Origin of the sequence: Microbulbifer variabilis ATCC 700307, from assembly GCF_000380565.1 — a bacterium.
Lineage (GTDB): Bacteria > Pseudomonadota > Gammaproteobacteria > Pseudomonadales > Cellvibrionaceae > Microbulbifer > Microbulbifer variabilis.
Map to the genome: position 1 here is coordinate 631,267 of NZ_AQYJ01000028.1, position 18,197 is coordinate 649,463.

Sequence of the window (18,197 nt, forward strand, 5' to 3'; positions counted from 1 at the left end):
GGTCAGCCTCTAAAGGAAATAATTTCATCCACAGATAGTTATTGTCTTGGGGATATTGCGGGGATGAATTGGACCCTTCTGTTAATTCAAAAGGACTTCCTAGGCGCCAGCTGCGTAGTTTTCTTTAAGTTCTTTGTGCTTATTTTTGGCAGACTTAACCACTTCGGTCTCCATCGTAGCGGCTACTGCCTGTCCGGAAACACCACTTTCCCGCGCTGTGCGGATCAGGGCAGATATTTCCGGTTTACAAGAACCGCAGCGGGTTCCACACCCGAGTGCATGACCTAGCGCTTCTACGGAGTGGATGCCATTTCCAATTGCTTGCTCGATCTGCGGCCGGGAAATCTGCATACAGGTGCAGACCATACGCACACCGGCTGGGATAGGGTGTAGCAGTTGAGCTGGAATTTGGGGCATATCGAGTTGCAAATAGCGCTCTAGAGTCCGTCGATCCGGTAGGTTGTGCCAGTCGTTATTAGCAATAATCAGTAGTTGGAATTCATCGTTATAGGCCAGCCAGCGCTGACTCTTTAACGTCTCGACCTGTTGCCAGTGAATATCGGGGATATCTTGCAATAGCATTGCACCTAACTTGCGGCCATCCAGGGGATGGCACAGAGCCAGCTCAAAGCGATAACCACCATCACAAGGCACTCTGTACCAGTGCAGGAGGTTGCTGTCGTTATGTGTTTGTAACCACTGCCATAGACTTTTGGCTACTGGATCAGGGCAGATCAGGGTGGCATAACTGTGGCATTCGAGGGGCTGTAGTTGAACTGGTACCTGTTTGAACTCGGGTTGGCCTGATAGGGGATCTACAACTGCTTCGGTAAGGGCGCTGACTTTGGACTCCTGCGCAAGAGTTTGGCTCCAGTGGATGGGCGCAAATAACTCTCCATGTTTTTGTGCGGCATTTAGCGCTGCGCGTCCGCACATTCTGCCCTGCGCACTGCGCAGCTCTACCAGGGCTCCCTCGTCAACACCGTATTCCCTGGCATCTCTCGGATTGATCTGAACCTCAGCAATTTCGCTGTGGTCGAGCAGCTTGCGTGAGCGGCCGGTGCGGGTCATGGTATGCCACTGGTCACGTATGCGTCCGCTATTGAGCCACAATGGGTAGGCCTTATTAATTTGCTGCTGGGGAGAGCGGGGTGTGATAGGAATAAAATTAGCGCGTCCGCTTTCGGTAAAAAATCTTCCATCTCCAAACAAGCGTGCACTGCCGTTGGGGTTTGCAGTATTGACCGGCCACTGCACCGGTTGTAGCTTGTCGTAGTCACTGCGTTGGATATTCCCAAAGAGGGAAATATCAAAGGCTCGGCTACCGTTATTTTCAAAGCCGGATAATTGAGCGTGCTCGCGGAAAATATCTGCGGGATGTGAATAGCTGAATTGATCCTCGAATCCCAGACGACCTGCCAAGTCACAAATGGCCTGCCAGTCATGCCGAGCCTCTCCGCTTGGTTCCTGGAAGGGCCTTTGCCGGGAGATACGCCGTTCTGCATTGGTAACCGTGCCATTTTTCTCTCCCCAGCTAGTAGCTGGTAACAGTACATCGGCACACCGTGCGGTATCTGTATCGGCAATACAATCGGAAACAACTACCAGCCGACACTTGCGCAGCGCTTCTGCCACTCGGTCTGCCTCTGGCATGCTCACTGCAGGATTGGTGGCCATAATCCAGATGGCCTTAATCTGCCCACTTTCCACTGCGCGGAACATATCTACTGCTTTTAATCCGGGAGTCAGTGCGACCTGCGGAGCGCACCAGAAACGGCCTACCCGATCAATGGCATCCATATCGAATTCCATATGGGCAGCGAGCATATTCGCAAGGCCACCCACTTCACGCCCCCCCATGGCATTGGGTTGTCCCGTGATTGAGAAAGGGCCCGTTCCCGTTTTTCCAATGCGCCCTGTAGCCAGGTGACAATTGATGATAGCGTTGTTTTTATCGCTACCACTGCTGGATTGGTTGATACCCTGGGAATAAAAGCTGATTGTTTTTTCTGTTTCGGCAAACAGCTGAAAGAATGCCTGTAATTTTTCTGTAGATATTCCACAGGCCAGCGCGGTTTGTTGAAGAGACCAGTGCTGAGCTGCGACGAGGGTATCCTCAAAGCCCTGAGTGTGTTGCTGAATATATTGATGATCAAGTTGATTGTGCTGTGCGAGGAAATTAAGCAAGCCGTTAAACAGGGATGCATCACTGCCTGGAATAATAGCGAGGTGTAGGTCGGCCATTTCACTGGTAGCACTCGCACGAGGGTCTATGACGACCAGTTTTGCACTGCCTGCCTGCATGCGCTGGAAAAGGATTGGATGGGTCCAGGCGGCATTGGAGCCAATTAATATAATAAGGTCTGCGTGTTCCAGGTCACCGTAGCAGCAAGGTACGGCGTCTGCTCCAAATGCACGTTTATACCCGACAACTGCTGAGGACATGCACAGACGTGAATTGGTATCGATATTAGCGCTGCCAATAAATCCCTTCATCAGTTTATTGGCAACATAGTAATCTTCGGTAAGTAGCTGCCCGGAGAGATAAAAGGCTACGGAGTCTGGACCATATTCACGGATATTTTGCGCAAAGCTATCGGCCAGATAGGACATGGCACTATCCCAGTCACACTCCTTTCCGTGCAAGCGAGGACGTAGCAGCCTACCACGTTCACCGAGGGTTTCCCCAAGCGCGGCGCCTTTGACACAAAGTTTGCCAAAATTAGCGGGATGTTGGGTATCGCCACTGACTTTTATAGCCGTAGTGTCCGCGCGCTCTTCCTTGTCGACCGTTACTCCACAGCCTACGCCGCAATAGGGGCAGGTAGTGCAGGAGCGGCGCGCGCTCAAAAATTCCGTTACTGCCATTACTGTATCTTATTGCAGCCGATGTAAACCTTATCCTCATAAAGTGCCAGTGGGTAGGTGGCAAGCCTGATATTGCTATCTTCCATGCAGACTCCATCGCTTAGGCGGAAGTGGTGTTTATAAAGTGGGGAAGCAACAGTCAATTCCCCCTCCATTTCCGCAATAATTCCTCTTGCAATTACGCCAGCTTGTGCGATCGGGTCCCAGTTGTCAACGGCATAAAGCTGTTGCTCCTGATCGGGTAAAAAAAATAGGGCGATACTTCTCTGTTCAATAATTTTATTGGCTCTACTGAACATCTCCGTAGGATATACAGAGGTATCACCCCAAAGGGCACACACCCCTGAGTTATTCACCAGATCTGATCGCTGACAGATTGGTAACCATTGGGGGTGGGTTATGGCAATTGAATTTGTGTTGCTTTGTTGCAGTGCGGCTAAGCTCATAATAATTTCCTTTCAAGACTTTAAGAGGTTAAAAAGTGAAGTCTTCATCATTTGCGGGCCGGTGGGTTAAGCTGCCGGGTTGGTGTCATGCGGACTCTGCGGTTTCCACAATTTCTTCCACAGTTGCCGGTCGTGGCTGACCACGCTCTTTGACAAAAATTATTTTTTCATCTGATTGGTCACTATTGACAAACTGGCGAAAACGTTTGAGCTTTTCGGGATCGTTGACCGCAGTTTTCCATTCACACTGGTAGGTATTGACTACACGTTTCATCTGCGCCTCCAGCTCCACACAGATATCCAGCTTGTCATCAATAATGACTTCACGCAGGTAATCGAGACCGCCGTCGAGATTTTCGAGCCATACTGATGTGCGCTGTAATTTATCGGCAGTACGTACGTAAAACATTAAAAATCGGTCGATATAACGGATCAGGGTTTCGCTATCCAGATCGGTGGCAAATAAATCTGCATGGCGAGGGCGCATGCCTCCATTCCCACAGACAAAAAGGTTCCAACCTTTTTCGGTGGCGATTACTCCCACATCTTTGCTCTGCGCTTCAGCACATTCACGGGTGCAACCCGATACCGCCATTTTAATTTTGTGTGGTGAGCGAAGGCCCTTATAGCGATTTTCCACAAGCAGAGCCATGGAAACACTGTCTTGCACTCCGAAGCGACACCAGGTACTGCCGACACAGGATTTGACTGTACGCAGAGACTTTCCGTAGGCATGGCCGGTTTCAAAGCCTGCGTCAATCAGTTCGCTCCAGATTTCCGGTAGTTGCTCCAGCCTCGCACCAAATAGATCGATACGCTGACCACCGGTAATTTTTGTATAGAGGTTATAGCGTTTAGCGACTTCACCAATAACAATCAACTTTTCTGGCGTAATTTCACCACCGGGAATACGAGGCACTACTGAGTAGCTGCCATTTTTCTGCATATTCGCCATAAAAGTGTCATTGGTATCCTGCAGTCCGACATGGGACTGCTCGAGAATATGCTCATTCCATAAAGAGGCGAGTATGGAGGCTACGGTGGGTTTACAGACCTCACAGCCATGACCGTTGCCATGTCTTTCCAGCAGTCCGGCAAAGGTTTTAATTTCCTCCACCTGAATAATGTGAAATAACTCCTGGCGTGAGAAGGGGAAGTGAGCGCAGAGATGATTGTTTACTTCCATGCCCAGTGCGGCCAGCTCGTCGTCAACAATATCCTTCAGCAAGGCGGTGCAGCCACCACAACCAGTGGAAGCCTTGGTTACTTCCTTGACTTCAGCTAGGGAGTGGCAACCTCCGGCAATAACATCGACGATCTGGCCCTTACTCACATTATGACAGGAACACACTGTAGCGGTTGCTGGAAGGGCTGCTGCACCCAGGGTAGGAGTTGCACCTTCTGCTGCAGGTAAAATTAGTTGCTCCGGGTGTTCGGGCAACTCGATATTATTCAGGTGATATTGCAGCAGGCTATCATATTCACTGGTATCGCCAACCATTACGGCGCCGAGTAATTGTTTCCCGGTGCTATCGGTAATCATGCGTTTATAGATGCCGCTCTGCTCATCGACGAAAGTGATAGCGGCAGCACCGTCACTGCGTCCATGGGCGTCACCAATAGAACCTACCTGAACCCCGAGAAGCTTGAGTTTGGTACTCATATCGGCGCCGGTGAAATTTTCCTCTTCTCCAACCAGCTGGGCAACAGCTGTACGCGCCATACTATATCCCGGCGCGACTAGACCAAATATTTGATTTTCGTACAGGGCGCATTCACCGATAGCAAAAATATCCGGGTCCGAGGTTCGGCAACTGCTGTCAATAACTATGCCGCCTCGCTCTCCGGTTTGTAGGCCCGAAGATTTTGCGAGTGAGTCTTGGGGGCGAATACCGGCGGAGAATACAATCATATCGGTGATAAGTTTCCTATCCCCTTTAAATTGCATACACAGGCGACCATCCACTTCTTCAATGAGTTCGGTGGCTGTACTGGTATGCACCTGGACCCCCAGGTCTTCAATTTTATTGCGTAACAGTGTTGAACCGCCGTCATCGAGCTGGGTGGCCATTAACCCCGGTGCAAACTCCACTACATGAGCTTCGAGCCCCAGAGTCTTTAATGCATTGGCAGCCTCAAGGCCGAGCAGGCCGCCGCCAACTACAACACCTGTTTTGGCATTCACGGCAGCAGAGCGGATTGCATCCAAGTCTTCGATGGTCCGGTAGACGAAACAGCGCTCGTGCTGATGGCCCGGAATTGGCGGCACAAATGGATAGGAGCCGGTGGCGAGTATTAGCTGGTCGTAGGAACGAGTGATGCCGCTGGCAGCGGAGACCATTTTATTTTTTCTATCAATCTCCTCAACCCGGTCGTTGAGCAGAAGCTCAAATCCCCATTGCTGGTATTGCTCAGTTTTACCCATAGCCAGGTCTTCTGTACTGAGACCAGAAAAATATTCAGACAGATGAACCCGATCATAGGCTGGCCTTGGTTCTGCACAGAAAATGGAAATTTCAAAACTTGTGGATTTTTGATGATTGGCCAGCTGTTCAAGGAAATGGTGTCCCACCATACCGTTGCCAATCACGATCAGCTTTTGTTTCTCTGTATTTACTCTCATTTACATTCCTGCCGTCTCAATTTGTTTGTTCGGCAGGGGCAGGCCCAGGAAAAGCAGCAAGGGCGCCTCCTCTTCTGCCGAAGAGTACAGGCGCCGTTGCCTCGAAATAGGGGAGTATTTTGTTGGTAATTAAATACATTCAATCTCCATGCCAACTTTATTTATAGAAATGGTAGCGTTTTGGCTCGATTGTCTACGATATCTGCGACAAATTAGTGCATGCGGCAATTTTCTTGCGCATTGAAAGTGCTTATTCAAATCCTGTGTGCTAGAGCCAGAAGAAATAGAGCAGATGTGAGAGCAGTAATAATAGAGCCAGTAACTGCCAACACAGCAGAGGATTGCGTTCCAGGAGTGGGCGCTTATTTGGCAACTTGAATTCTGGATTTGGAACCTGCAAATCCTGGATAAATTCCGATAGTGCGATGTAGCGTTTCTTTGGATCTGCTGCACAGGCTTTGTGTAAAGCTCCATCTATCCAGTGCGGAATATCGTCCCGATACCGGGAAGCCCTGGTAAATTGCATCTGGCTGTAACTTTTCAGATGGTAGTGATAATTGCCGAGACGCTCTGGATAGGGATATTTACCGGTGAGAAGTTCATAGGTGATTACTCCGAGGGAAAATATATCTGAGCGGTGACTGGCGCTATCACCAAAAAAGAACTCCGGTGCTGTGTAATTCTTGCTACCGGGGGCACATTCGCCGGATAAGTGTAATTGTTCTCTGAGTCCGGGACCATCAGCACCACCCAGATCAATAATTACGAGGCGCCCGTCATTGCGCATCATAATATTTTCTGGTTTGAGATCGCCGTGAACGATTTCCATGCGCTGCAGGCTTCGCAGAGCACTGACCAGTTGCCCGAGGATATCCCGTACCTGGGGGATTTGTGGTTGTGGGTTTAATTGCATCCACTGCCGTAAAGTCTGGCCTTCAATATATTCGAGAATATGGTAAAGACAACGCCGCTCTTTGTTGGGAGCGAAAACTTTAATAATTCCAGGGTGAGTTATTCGTCGTCCGGTCCATTCCTCGGCAACAAAACGCTCGATATATAGGGGATCATCACAAAAATTGACCGAAGGGGTTTTAATTACTCGGAGTTTGTCTGTGTTCTGGTCTCGTGCCAAATACAGGTGGCTGCGATTGCTGGCGTGCAGTTCCTGTAGAATTTGAAAGTTATCGAGTTTCTGTCCCGGGCGCAGGTCCGGCGCAAATGGCAGTTCTCGATTGCGCATTGCCAATTCATCACACTCGGGTAGGCCAACGGAGTTTACCCTGCAAACTATTGCGCTTAAGTTGTCTGTGGATCCTGCTTGTAAGGCTGTATCAATTAGTTGTTGCGGAGTGTAGGCACAGAAATTCTGCAGCAGCGCCTTAATAGTATCTTCCTGTAGGAAATCGTGGATACCATCACTACTGAGCAGGAAAACATCACCTGCTTGTAAAGCTTCACAGCGGTAGTCCACGTCAATATGCGCATCCATACCCAATGCGCGACTTAGAAAGGTACGCCCCGGGCCAAGGGTATGGCTGTGATCACGGCTAAGGTATTCCAGTCTGCTATTTCTCAGACGATAAATTCTAGAGTCTCCAATATGTACCAGGTGAGCGCTGGTACCTTTGAATATAACGGCGGAGAAAGTAGTCAGCCATCCTCGCTGGATTTCAGTGCTGCCGCCACTCTGACGGAAAAGCCAGCTGTTGAGGGAATGTAATACACGTGCGACGGCGTGTTTGGTCGACCAGGTTTCCGGAGTACTGTAGTAGTCAGAAAAAAAACCATTGATAGCGGCTCGAGCTGCCTCGCCGCCAGCCTCTGCATTGGCAACTCCATCAGCGAGCGCTGCGAGGCTGCCGTGGCGCTGTAGCTCGGCTCCTTCCGGAAGCCTGACCGCGCAGGCGTCATCATTATGCTGCCGAAGACCGGCACAGGAGGCACTAAACAGCTGCAAGGCACCATAGTAATTGCCCTGCCCACAGTTTGTGGTAGCGGGACTGTCACCTTTCAGTCCCGCAGTTATTTTTATACCGCTGTCATGCGACATCGATCATGGATACGCTGCCATCGGGAAGTACTTCCGCCATTTGCCCTTCTGGTTCTTCCAGCATTAACAGGGCAGTAAAACCGAGTACTGCCGTGGCGCAGATGACCAGGAAGAAAGTCTGGTAGGACACCATGCTTAGCACTGTAAGGTAGAACACTGCTCCCACATTGCCATAAGCCCCTGTCATTCCGGCGATCTGCCCGGTAAGTCGACGCTTGATTAGAGGAACAACAGCGAATACGGCCCCTTCACCAGCCTGTACGAAGAAGGAACAGGCCATAGCAGCCGCAACGGCCAGGTACAGTGGCCATTCTGCATCGATCAAACTCATGGCGAAGTAACCCAAAGCGAGGCCTGCAGTCAGTATCAGCAGAGTGGGCTTACGTCCCCAGCGATCACTGATCAGTCCTCCCGCTGGGCGCGACATCAGGTTCATAAAAGCGTAGGCGGAAGCCAATAAGCCAGCCTTTACCGGATCCAGGGTAAAAGTCTCGGAGAAGAACAGGGGTAACATGGAGACCACGGCCAGCTCAGAACCGAATGTTGCAAAGTAGAGTAGGTTCAAAACAGCGACCTGCTTGAATTTATAACGGTGCACAGGTGCAGGAGGGTTACTGAGTACCTCCCGATTAATACTGTAGGTTTTTCGTGCGTCCAATAGATAAAGTACTACCAGTCCGCAATAAATCAGATTTGCAGTGAGACTGGATATTAAGTTGACTCCGCTGGATAGTTTCCAGGTGAGCAGTGCCAGAGCTGCATACATAGGTACTTTCATCACCAACAAGAGGACAAAATCCCCAGTGCTGGTAACTTCCATTGCACCAATTTTCTTTGGTTTAAAATAGGTAGACCCCTTGGGGGTGTCGGTAACCGAGAAGTAGTAAATCACGCTGTATACAAGCGCAATCACTCCTGTAAGGCCAATGGCGTAGCGCCAACCATCATCGCCTCCAAAAAACAGTGCAATGGTTGGTAGGGACATAGCTGCGGCAGCGGAGCCAAAGTTACCCCAGCCCCCATAAATGCCTTCGGCAGTTCCCAGTTGGCGGGCTGGGAACCACTCCGATACCATGCGAATGCCGACCACGAACCCCGCACCAATAAACCCGAGCAGGAAGCGGCCTATTGCCGCCTGCACAAAATTGTCTGCCAGGGCAAAAATAAAACAAGGCACGCTACCAATCGCCAGCAGGAGAGAGTAGGTGAGCCGTGGACCATATTTATCTGTCAGCATTCCTATTACGATGCGAGCAGGAATAGTCAGAGCCACATTTAGGATCAGTAGGGTTTTAACTTGATCCGGACTAAGCGATAAGCTCTTGGCAATTGCCATTAATAGGGGAGCATGGTTAAACCAGGCAAAGAAGGTGATAAAAAAAGCCACCCAGGTAAGGTGAAGGATTTTTATCTTCCCGCGGAACGAGAATAGATTGAGTGTATCACTGGACATGCGCATTTCCTTTATTTGCTAATTCCGCAGGCACAAAAAAAAGCCCATAGCCACAGCCGGTAGACTGTAGTCGATGGACTTCGTTGCCCGTGATTTTCGGCGAATAACCACTTCACCGTGCTGATGCGCCAGAGGGAAGGCAATTGCATCATCGAAATATTTCCATTCAATTAATGTGCCACTATTTTTTTGAGAGGAGAAAGTCCACGGTTTGCCGGTAGAGGTCGGCTCTAAAGGCCTTCTCTGCCTGGGGGGATACTTCACTAAAGCCCTTGCACATCTCCAACAGCTGACTTGCCTTGTCTGCGCAAGGTCGGCCACTAACATTGTCCTTGTGGGCGAAGAGGTGCCAGCCTGGATTGGCAATGATCGCTGCATCCCTGCGGAACAGGATTTGATCACTGAGTGAGAGCTGAATTAGTGTTTCGGGTAAGTCAAGATACTGTTTCTGTGATAGCAGACCTGCAGCTATACGACGGTTTCCCCGTGCGGCAAGCCAAGTGCAGGCTTGAAGTAATGCAGCGCGTAAAGCCAGGTGTGTGGCGGGATGAGCTTCATGCCAGCTTTTAGTAACTGCCAGGACTTTTTCCGGCATAGCTGGCAGTAGGCTGTTACAGGCTGTGATGATTGCACCGGCTCCTTTGTGAGCGGCGAGGGTATTCCAGGGCTCACCCACACAATAGCCATCGATAACACCACTATGAAGGTTCTGCAGCATCTGCTCCGGGGGCAGCACTACCAACTGTATTTCCCTGTCTGGGTCAATATTTGCTGAGCGCAGCCAGTGTCGCAACTGTAAACTGTGACTGGAAAAAGGGTATACCGTAGCGAGCCTCACCGGGGTGGAGCCTGCATTATTCAGTAGGTACCGCTTGAGTGCCGCGGCGATATCAGCTTGTGAACTGCCGCTGATATAGTTTTGCAAGCGATGGAAAAGGTCTTCCGATAAGGTAATGGCATTGCCGTTACAGCTAAGGATAAGCCCGCTTAAGAGCTGTTCCCGACAGTTTGGCAGAGCCTGCTTCAGTGCCAGCGGCATCGGCGCTAGCATAGCAGCAGCGTCTGCTTTACGTCCGATCAGCTTGTCACGCAGGGTTGCCCAGGAGGTTTCCCTGTGTAGCTGCACATCCAGGCCAAGCTGATGAAAGTAGCCCTTCTCCTTGGCGATAATTAAGGGCGCACTGTCGGTCAGGCGCAGGTATAACAATTTTATTGAAGTCTTTTCCGGGCGCAGAGATAGTGACATCGGTAAGTTAATGCTCGCTCTGGAAATAGTGGATAATTTGTTCGGCAACTGCACGCATGGTGGAGTTACTGCTCATAGCAAGATTGCGCAGCGTTTTATGTGCGTCTTCCTCGCTGAGTTTTTTCTTGGCCATCAATAATCCCTTGGCCCGCTCTATGGCTTTTCTCTCTGTTAGCTGTTGTTGGGTTCGTTCCAGGGATTGGCGCAGTTGCTGGAAATTTCTAAATTGCGCCATGGCTATTTCTATGGCTGGTGTTACCTTCTCTGCCGTAATGCCCTCGGCCATATAGGCGCTCACTCCGGACTCGACGGCACGACTGATGAACTCGGCATTGCCACTACTGGAGAACATGGCTACGGGGGTCGGCGCTTCACGATTGACAATTGCCAGGCTTTCAAGAATGTCCCTGTCTGGGGATTCAATATCGATCAGCACTACATCGGGGCGATATTTCTCTACCTGGAAAAGTAATCCCTCAGCACTATTAATCTGGGCAACAACAGTGTACCCGGCTGCGCGTAATCGCTCACAAACAAGGTGAGCACGCTCGGAATGGTCATCGACCAGCATGATGGCGGGGCTTGCGTTAGTCACTGTATTACTGCGGCACTCGTTAAATGATTTCTTTACACTTATCCAAGTGTCAATCAATAGTTATGCCAAGCGTGCAAGGGGGGATAAACAAAATATCTTCTTCTATTTCCATGAAGTTAGAGTGGCTGTTACTGCTAGTTCCTGGTGCGATATTCTGCGTATATTGCATTTCTTGCACAAGTGGGGGGCTTTATTCGAAATAGCCTGCATAAAACCGTGATTAGTTTCGATGGCTGAAAGTTATATTCTAAAATTTTCTTATTATTGGTTTTCTGTAACCTCCATGCATATTTACAAGGATATCCGTCCCAGTATTAGATGGCATACAGATAAAAATCGGCTAATTCTTATAGTTTTGAATTGTAAATTTTTCTATTTTAAATAGTCGCTAAAGTCTAATTTGTCTTAAGGACGGTCATTGCAAAAGCCATCTTAGGGCTTCATAGCCAGGATCTGAATAAGGGAAGGAAATTTTGATGTGCATATGGGTTATTTTTTATCCACACAAAACTAAGTAGATTGTCCCAAGGGGAGCCTGGGAGTTGCCGTTGATTAAATACAGTTTCAGTTGAGACGGTTTATTGTTTAGTGGTTATCTCTTTCACACGGCCATTCCAATTAATAGTCTTATAAATTTCGCCAATTACCGCTATCAGACTATTCCTCTTTTCATCCCTTGTTGCGAGGTTTACACTCGAGTTGTTTATAAATTGGGCAGTCCAATACTTTTTGAGGTAGATGTAGCTGTAAGTTCATAATACTAACTAAGAGGGGCACGGCGGTGATAATAGCCATACCTAGAGAGACCGCAGAGGGGGAAACTCGTGTTGCGGCAACTCCTGATAGCGTAAAGCGTTTGCGCGATATGGGATTTTCTATAGCGGTGGAGAAGGGGGCCGGCGAAAAGGCCAGCTTTACTGATGAAGCTTATGCTGAAGCCGGTGCAGAAATTCGCGAGGATATGCAACAGTGTCTGGCAGGTGCCGGAGTAGTTTTAAAGGTACAAGCACCTAGTGATGCTGAGCTGGCTCTTATTCCCGAGGGGGCTACATTGATTGCCTTTCTGAAGCCAGCGCAAAATGCTGAGCTTCTGCAGAAACTTTCTGAACGAAATATTAACGCCCTGGCCATTGAATCAGTCCCAAGAATCTCCCGCGCACAAAAGATGGATGCTCTTAGCTCCATGGCCAATATTGCCGGTTATCGAGCGGTCATCGAAGCCGCACATAACTTCGGACGCTTCTTTACCGGGCAGATTACCGCTGCGGGAAAAATCCCCCCTGCAAAAGTACTCGTTATTGGAGCCGGAGTTGCTGGTCTCTCTGCTATTGGAACAGCAAAAAGTATGGGAGCGATAGTGCGTGCTTTCGATACCCGTGCAGAAGTGCGTGAGCAGGTTGAGTCTATGGGAGCGGAGTTCCTGACTGTTGAAATAGAGGAGGAAGGTTCTGGCTCTGGCGGATATGCCAAGGAAATGTCCAAGGAGTTTATCGAGGCTGAAATGGCTCTATTTCGGGAGCAGGCCAAGGATGTGGACATTGTTATTACCACTGCTTTGATACCTGGTAAGCCAGCGCCGAAACTATGGCTTGCCGATATGGTTGACAGCATGTCGAAAGGATCGGTGGTAGTGGATTTGGCAGCGGAAATGGGTGGAAATTGTGATTATACAGTGCCGCATGAAAAGATTGAGAGGAGTGGTGTCACTATTATTGGGTATACCAATTTGCCTAGTCGTGCCGCAGCTCAGTCCTCCAGATTGTATTCAACCAACCTTGCTCACCTGATTGGAGAATTGACTCCAGAGAAAGACGGGACCATAAACCTAAATTTTGATGATGAAGTTATCCGTGGTGCAACAGTGGTTAAGTCTGGAGAAATTACCTGGCCACCTCCTGCACCTAAAATTTCTGCACAGCCAAAAGCAGCCAGTAAAGCTGCTGAACAAGTGAAGGTGATTACTGAGGAGAAGGCTGAAAAACGAAGGTCGCCTCTGTCTATCTTTATTTTTTGGGCCGTTGCCGCTGTTTTACTCCTTTGGTTGGGGCGGGTTGCTCCACCTGATTTTGTTTCCCACTTTACTGTTTTTGTACTGGCAGTTTTTGTCGGTTGGCAAGTAATCTGGAATGTCACTCATGCATTACATACGCCTCTGATGAGTGTGACCAATGCAATTTCTGGAATCGTAATTGTCGGGGCGCTGGTACAGCTCGGAGTTACTGGTTCTGGTTTGGTAACTTTGCTCGCATTTATTGGTGTACTGGTTGCCAGTATTAATATATTCGGTGGATTCTTTGTGACCTACCGTATGCTGAAAATGTTTCGCCGGTAAGGGAGGGAGAGTGTAATGAACGGTATGATTGCAATGGCTTATCTCTTCTCTGCGGTGATGTTTATTTTAAGTCTCGGAGGCTTGTCAAGCCATGAGACAGCTCGTCGCGGAAATATTTATGGCATGGTGGGCATGGCAGTTGCCATAATTGCCACAATCTCAGGCGTGGCTACCGGAGCTTATTGGATGGTGGCTATCGCAATGGTTGTAGGAGCTGTGATAGGGCTCTCCCTGGCCAGGCGTGTCGCCATGACTCAAATGCCGCAAATGGTGGCATTGCTGCATAGCTTTGTTGGCCTCGCTGCAGTGTTGATTGGTTGGGGGGGCTTCCTTGATCCTCGAATTACTCTGCACGGTGCTGCTCATGTTGTACACAGCACTGAAATTTATCTCGGTGTTTTTATCGGTGCGATAACTCTCACTGGTTCTTTGGTTGCCTTCTGTAAGTTGCAGGGATTAGTTTCCGGCAAGCCATTAATGCTGCCAGCTCGTCACTGGTTGAACTTAATTGCAATCCTGGCCTGTATTGTATTGGGGATTTTATTTGTACCTGCAGATGTACATGCGGGGACGGTTATAAATCTCCTCCTGATGACTGCTATTGCGTTGCTATTGGGCATTCACCTTGTGGCGGCGATTGGCGGTGCCGACATGCCAGTGGTTATTTCCATGCTGAACAGCTACTCAGGGTGGGCCGCAGCTGCGACGGGGTTCATGTTGGGCAATGACCTGCTGATTGTAGTGGGGGCTCTGGTTGGCTCTTCCGGTGCGATACTCAGCTATATTATGTGTCGTGGTATGAACCGCTCCTTTATCAGTGTGATTCTCGGTGGATTTGGTTCAGATGGTGGTGAAGTTTCCGATGAGGAGGTTGATGGTGAGGTTATTGCGATTGACCAGCAAGAGCTTGCCGAGGAACTCAAGGCCGCTGATAGTATTATCATCGTGCCTGGGTTCGGAATGGCTGTTGCCCATGCGCAACAAGCAGTCAGTGACTTGACCGATCGCCTGCGCGGCATGGGTAAAATGGTACGCTTTGGTATTCACCCTGTCGCGGGACGCCTGCCTGGCCATATGAATGTTCTTCTCGCTGAGGCCAATGTGCCCTATGACATAGTGCTGGAAATGGATGAGATCAATCCGGATTTCCCCAGTACTGATCTGGTACTGGTTATAGGTGCTAACGACACCGTAAACCCAGATGCGGTAGAAAAGCCGGGTTCTCCCATAGCCGGTATGCCGGTGCTAGAAGTATGGAAAGCTCACAGAGTTGTTGTACTAAAACGCTCTATGGCATCGGGGTATGCGGGGGTTGCCAATCCACTCTTTTATAAAGAAAACGCACGAATGCTTTTTGGGGATGCGAAAGACAGTCTTCAAGGCGTGCTAGGCAGGGTCAGTGACTAATCCTGATTCGTTGTTGGCCGGCTTTAGGAAAGCGTAAAAAATCCCTCCGGCTTGGAGGACTGGTGTCCAGGGACTACAGTACCTCCAAGCCTCTTTTCTCACGGAAAGCTATTTATTTTCAGTAATAATTAGGCTATCGCTCGGCTTACTGATTAATGATAACCTCCAGTCCTTTGCATATCTTCACGAAAAATAATAAGTGGGAGTCTGGGGATGGGAATCCATTTGCATAAATTGGCCTTGGTGGGAGCTATTGCCCTTGGAGCCTTTGGGCTTGCGGCTTGTGGAAGTGGGAGTAGTGACTCGGAAGGGGGGGCTACTGGCGTGGAGAACCCTACTCCTGTTGGTGGCTCCTGGGAAAAGGGTAATTTTCTGCCAGTCTCAACTTTCACCGACCGTTGTGTTTCACCGCGTAGTGGCACTGATCCTATAACCGGATCTGCTTATGCTGATGTATTGGGCACACGCCAGGATGAAAATAACTGGCTGCGTTCAATGAGTAATGAACTCTATCTTTGGTATGACGAAATCGAAGATAAGGATCCTGCGAGATTTGATAGCTCTCTGACTTATTTTGAGGAGTTGCGAACATTCGCTTTAACCCCCTCTGGCCGAGAAAAAGATCGTTTTCACTTCACTGAGCCGACGAATGAATGGCTATCTCAAAGCGAGTCCGGGATATATATTGGCTATGGTGTGCAATGGGCATTGATATCGAGCGAACCGCCACGCAAAGCGCTAGTTGCTTACCTTGATCAGGAAGATAGCAGCCTGCCGGATGCCATTACTCGCGGCGCTGAAGTTATTAGTGTTGACGGCGTTGACTTGGCTAATGGTAGCGATGTCGATACATTGAATGAAGGCATGTGGCCCGCTAAATCAGGTGAGTCTCACGAGTTTAAAATACTACCTTTGGGTGCCTCTGACCCTGTGACAGTTACTTTAGTATCGGCCGAGGTTGAGTCAGATCCCGTGCAGCATGTGAAGGTGGAAACCACTGACTCTGATCGTAAAGTGGGTTATATGCTGTTTAATGACCATATTGCCAAGGCAGAGGGAGAATTGATTGATGCGATTACTGAGCTTGAATCTGAAGGTATTGATGATCTGATTTTGGATCTTCGCTACAACGGTGGAGGCTACCTGGATATTGCGGCTGAATTAGCCTATATGATTGCTGGCGATAATAGTGTTGGGCAATCATTTGAACATATGCAGTTCAATGATCAACACCCAGAAATAAACCCAGTTACTGGGGCACCTCTTGATCCAACTCCATTTCATACTTCTGCTTTGGGACTTGCTGATGATTCCTTAAAAGGATATCCGCTCCCGACCCTGAATCTCCCGCGATTATTTGTTTTGACTAGTGGTAATACATGTTCAGCCAGTGAAGCCATTATTAATGGATTGCGGGGAGTGGATGTGGAAGTAATCCAGATCGGTGAGACCACCTGTGGTAAGCCTTACGGTTTTTATCCCCTAGATAATTGTGGCACTACTTATTTCACAATCCAGTTTTCTGGTGCCAATGCCAAGGGATTTGGTGAATATTCGGATGGATTTGTTCCTAATGGCCCATTTGGTACTGAAGCAGATTTACCAGGTTGTGAGGTGGACGACGATTTTGATCATTTATTGGGGGATGTGAATGAGGCGCGATTTGCTGCAGCGCTTAATTATATTGAGGGCGGTGACTGCGGTGATGTTGCGGTGAAAGCGTTCTCTGAATTTGGTACAAGCAATCGATTACTTGAATCAAATGTAAGTGTACCAAAAGAGATTTCTCGCAGTAACCGTATTATGGTGAGGTAAAAGTGAAAGCCTTGATTACAACAAAGTTACTATTAATCGCTCTAGTATGCTTAGGTTGTGGAGTTCAGCGGGTATCTGAAAGCCTTCAACCCGCTCTGATTGATGAGATGAGTCCACAAGCGCACAGTGAACTACAGCGAGTTGTTTCTCAGGCTATGGGAGGTATACAGGTAACTGTTGGAGTTGAGGCGCTTACTTATGAAAGCTTGCTGGTTGTTGAGCCTGGCCGTAAGCAAATGAGAAGTATTGGTCGTGAGTATAGCCGGCCAACTAAATTTCAGCTTGTTTCTGATGGAGATAGATGCTTGCTGGAGCGTCTTACTGATGGAAAACTATGGGAATTACAAGTTTCTTGTAAGTTAAAAAGTAATATTCAATAGCTGTAAATGAAGAAGGCAATGAGGTATAGCCTTCTCAATTTTCTATATTGTGCACCCAGTAATCAATAGTGCTTTTCTACTCCTCTGAAAATATATTTTCTTTTCCGTTTTCCGTTTTCCGTTTTCCGTTTTCCGTTTTCCGTTTTCCTTTCTTTCGCTATTTTTATAAGAAAGCAACTGGTTTGAATTCTTGGGGCGCTTAACAATTTGCCTCTTATTTTCTGCCCTGCAGTTATTGAAATTCTAGGATTTTTCTTTCAAATTGGTATAAATCTATTAATTTGATTTTATTTTGTGCAAGCTAAATGGTATTTTTATATTTTAGATTGAGATATATTGGCGCCAAACTTCAATCTGGATGTTCACCTGTTGGGAATTGCTAGGTGAAATAAGGCTTAAATAATCGGGGGCTGGAAGCCATGCGCCGTCGCGATCTGAATCGTTTTGTACCATTCTCTGTATCTTGTTCCTTTTCTTTACTTTTCACTGCGTCAGTCTTCAGTAGTTGGTCTTATGCCGATAGTTTTGACTCTGATATGGATGGCATGCCTGATTACTGGGAGAGCGCTTATGGGTTGAATATTTACTCAGCAGATGATGCCCTTACTAGTTTGGATATGGATACGCTCTCCAATTTGGCTGAGTTCCAACTTAGGACCAACCCAAGAAAAGAAGACACCGATTTTGATGGTGTGCCAGATGGTTTGGATTTATGGCCACTAGACCCAAATAAGAACTGGGATCATGACGGTGACGGCATCCCCGCCTCCTGGGAAGTCAGCCGTGGTTTGAATGATGACGATGCTCAAGATGCAACTCAGGATAATGATTTTGATGGTCTCACCAATTTGCAGGAATACCAAGCAGGCACCCGAATAGATCTCAGTGACAGTGACTTTGACGGTATTAAAGATGGCGAAGATATCGCACCGCTAAATGCCGCTTATCGTTTTGATCATGACGGCGATGGCCTGCCGGAATT

At 48.5% G+C, this 18,197-nt stretch carries 11 protein-coding genes and 1 pseudogene; 5 read left to right on the plus strand and 7 right to left on the minus strand.

Features of this window, described 5'->3' with window-relative positions:
* Positions 1–99: 99 nt before the first annotated feature.
* The 7 genes from G367_RS0118550 to G367_RS0118580 all read right to left on the minus strand — a co-directional run bounded on the left by G367_RS0118550 (position 100) and on the right by G367_RS0118580 (position 11,281).
* A complete protein-coding gene (locus G367_RS0118550) occupies positions 100–2,868 on the minus strand; it encodes a nitrate reductase (RefSeq protein ID WP_020414665.1) in 2,769 nt (922 codons plus the stop codon).
* Positions 2,868–3,314 carry a nitrite reductase small subunit NirD gene (gene nirD / locus G367_RS0118555; protein ID WP_020414666.1) on the minus strand — a complete coding sequence of 149 codons (447 nt, stop codon included), beginning with the start codon at positions 3,312–3,314 and terminating at the stop codon, positions 2,868–2,870. The genes G367_RS0118550 and nirD overlap by 1 nt, the downstream gene beginning before the upstream one ends.
* Before the next feature lie 85 nt (positions 3,315–3,399).
* Entirely contained in the window at positions 3,400–5,937 is a 2,538-nt protein-coding gene (gene nirB, locus G367_RS0118560) for a nitrite reductase large subunit NirB (RefSeq protein WP_020414667.1), read from the minus strand.
* A gap of 268 nt (positions 5,938–6,205) precedes the next feature.
* A complete protein-coding gene (locus G367_RS0118565) occupies positions 6,206–7,987 on the minus strand; it encodes a bifunctional protein-serine/threonine kinase/phosphatase (protein ID WP_020414669.1) in 1,782 nt (593 codons plus the stop codon).
* Positions 7,977–9,440 (minus strand): NarK family nitrate/nitrite MFS transporter, encoded by a 1,464-nt coding sequence (locus tag G367_RS0118570; RefSeq protein ID WP_020414670.1) that lies wholly within the window; start codon positions 9,438–9,440, stop codon positions 7,977–7,979. The genes G367_RS0118565 and G367_RS0118570 overlap by 11 nt, the downstream gene beginning before the upstream one ends.
* Positions 9,441–9,621: 181 nt before the next feature.
* Positions 9,622–10,686, minus strand: a complete 1,065-nt coding sequence (locus tag G367_RS0118575; RefSeq protein ID WP_020414671.1) for a CmpA/NrtA family ABC transporter substrate-binding protein — start codon at positions 10,684–10,686, stop codon at positions 9,622–9,624.
* A 7-nt stretch (positions 10,687–10,693) separates the two neighbouring features.
* Positions 10,694–11,281 carry an ANTAR domain-containing response regulator gene (locus tag G367_RS0118580; RefSeq protein ID WP_026305250.1) on the minus strand — a complete coding sequence of 196 codons (588 nt, stop codon included), beginning with the start codon at positions 11,279–11,281 and terminating at the stop codon, positions 10,694–10,696.
* Positions 11,282–12,062: 781 nt separating this feature from the next.
* Here G367_RS0118580 and G367_RS0118585 point away from each other — a divergent pair.
* From G367_RS0118585 to G367_RS24265, 5 genes and pseudogenes are all read left to right on the plus strand, one after another.
* Positions 12,063–13,613 (plus strand): Re/Si-specific NAD(P)(+) transhydrogenase subunit alpha, encoded by a 1,551-nt coding sequence (locus G367_RS0118585; protein WP_020414674.1) that lies wholly within the window; start codon positions 12,063–12,065, stop codon positions 13,611–13,613.
* Between the two features lie 15 nt (positions 13,614–13,628).
* On the plus strand, positions 13,629–15,020 hold the full coding sequence (gene pntB, locus G367_RS0118590) for a Re/Si-specific NAD(P)(+) transhydrogenase subunit beta (protein WP_020414675.1): 1,392 nt from the start codon (positions 13,629–13,631) through the stop codon (positions 15,018–15,020).
* A gap of 213 nt (positions 15,021–15,233) precedes the next feature.
* Complete coding sequence (locus tag G367_RS0118595) at positions 15,234–16,835, plus strand: S41 family peptidase (RefSeq protein WP_020414676.1); 1,602 nt, start codon at positions 15,234–15,236, stop codon at positions 16,833–16,835.
* A gap of 2 nt (positions 16,836–16,837) precedes the next feature.
* The gene (locus G367_RS0118600; RefSeq protein WP_020414677.1) at positions 16,838–17,215 is read left to right on the plus strand and encodes a hypothetical protein; all 378 of its coding nucleotides are present in this window, start codon (positions 16,838–16,840) and stop codon (positions 17,213–17,215) included.
* A gap of 419 nt (positions 17,216–17,634) precedes the next feature.
* Positions 17,635–18,197, plus strand: a pseudogene (locus G367_RS24265) (hypothetical protein); the annotation flags it as partial.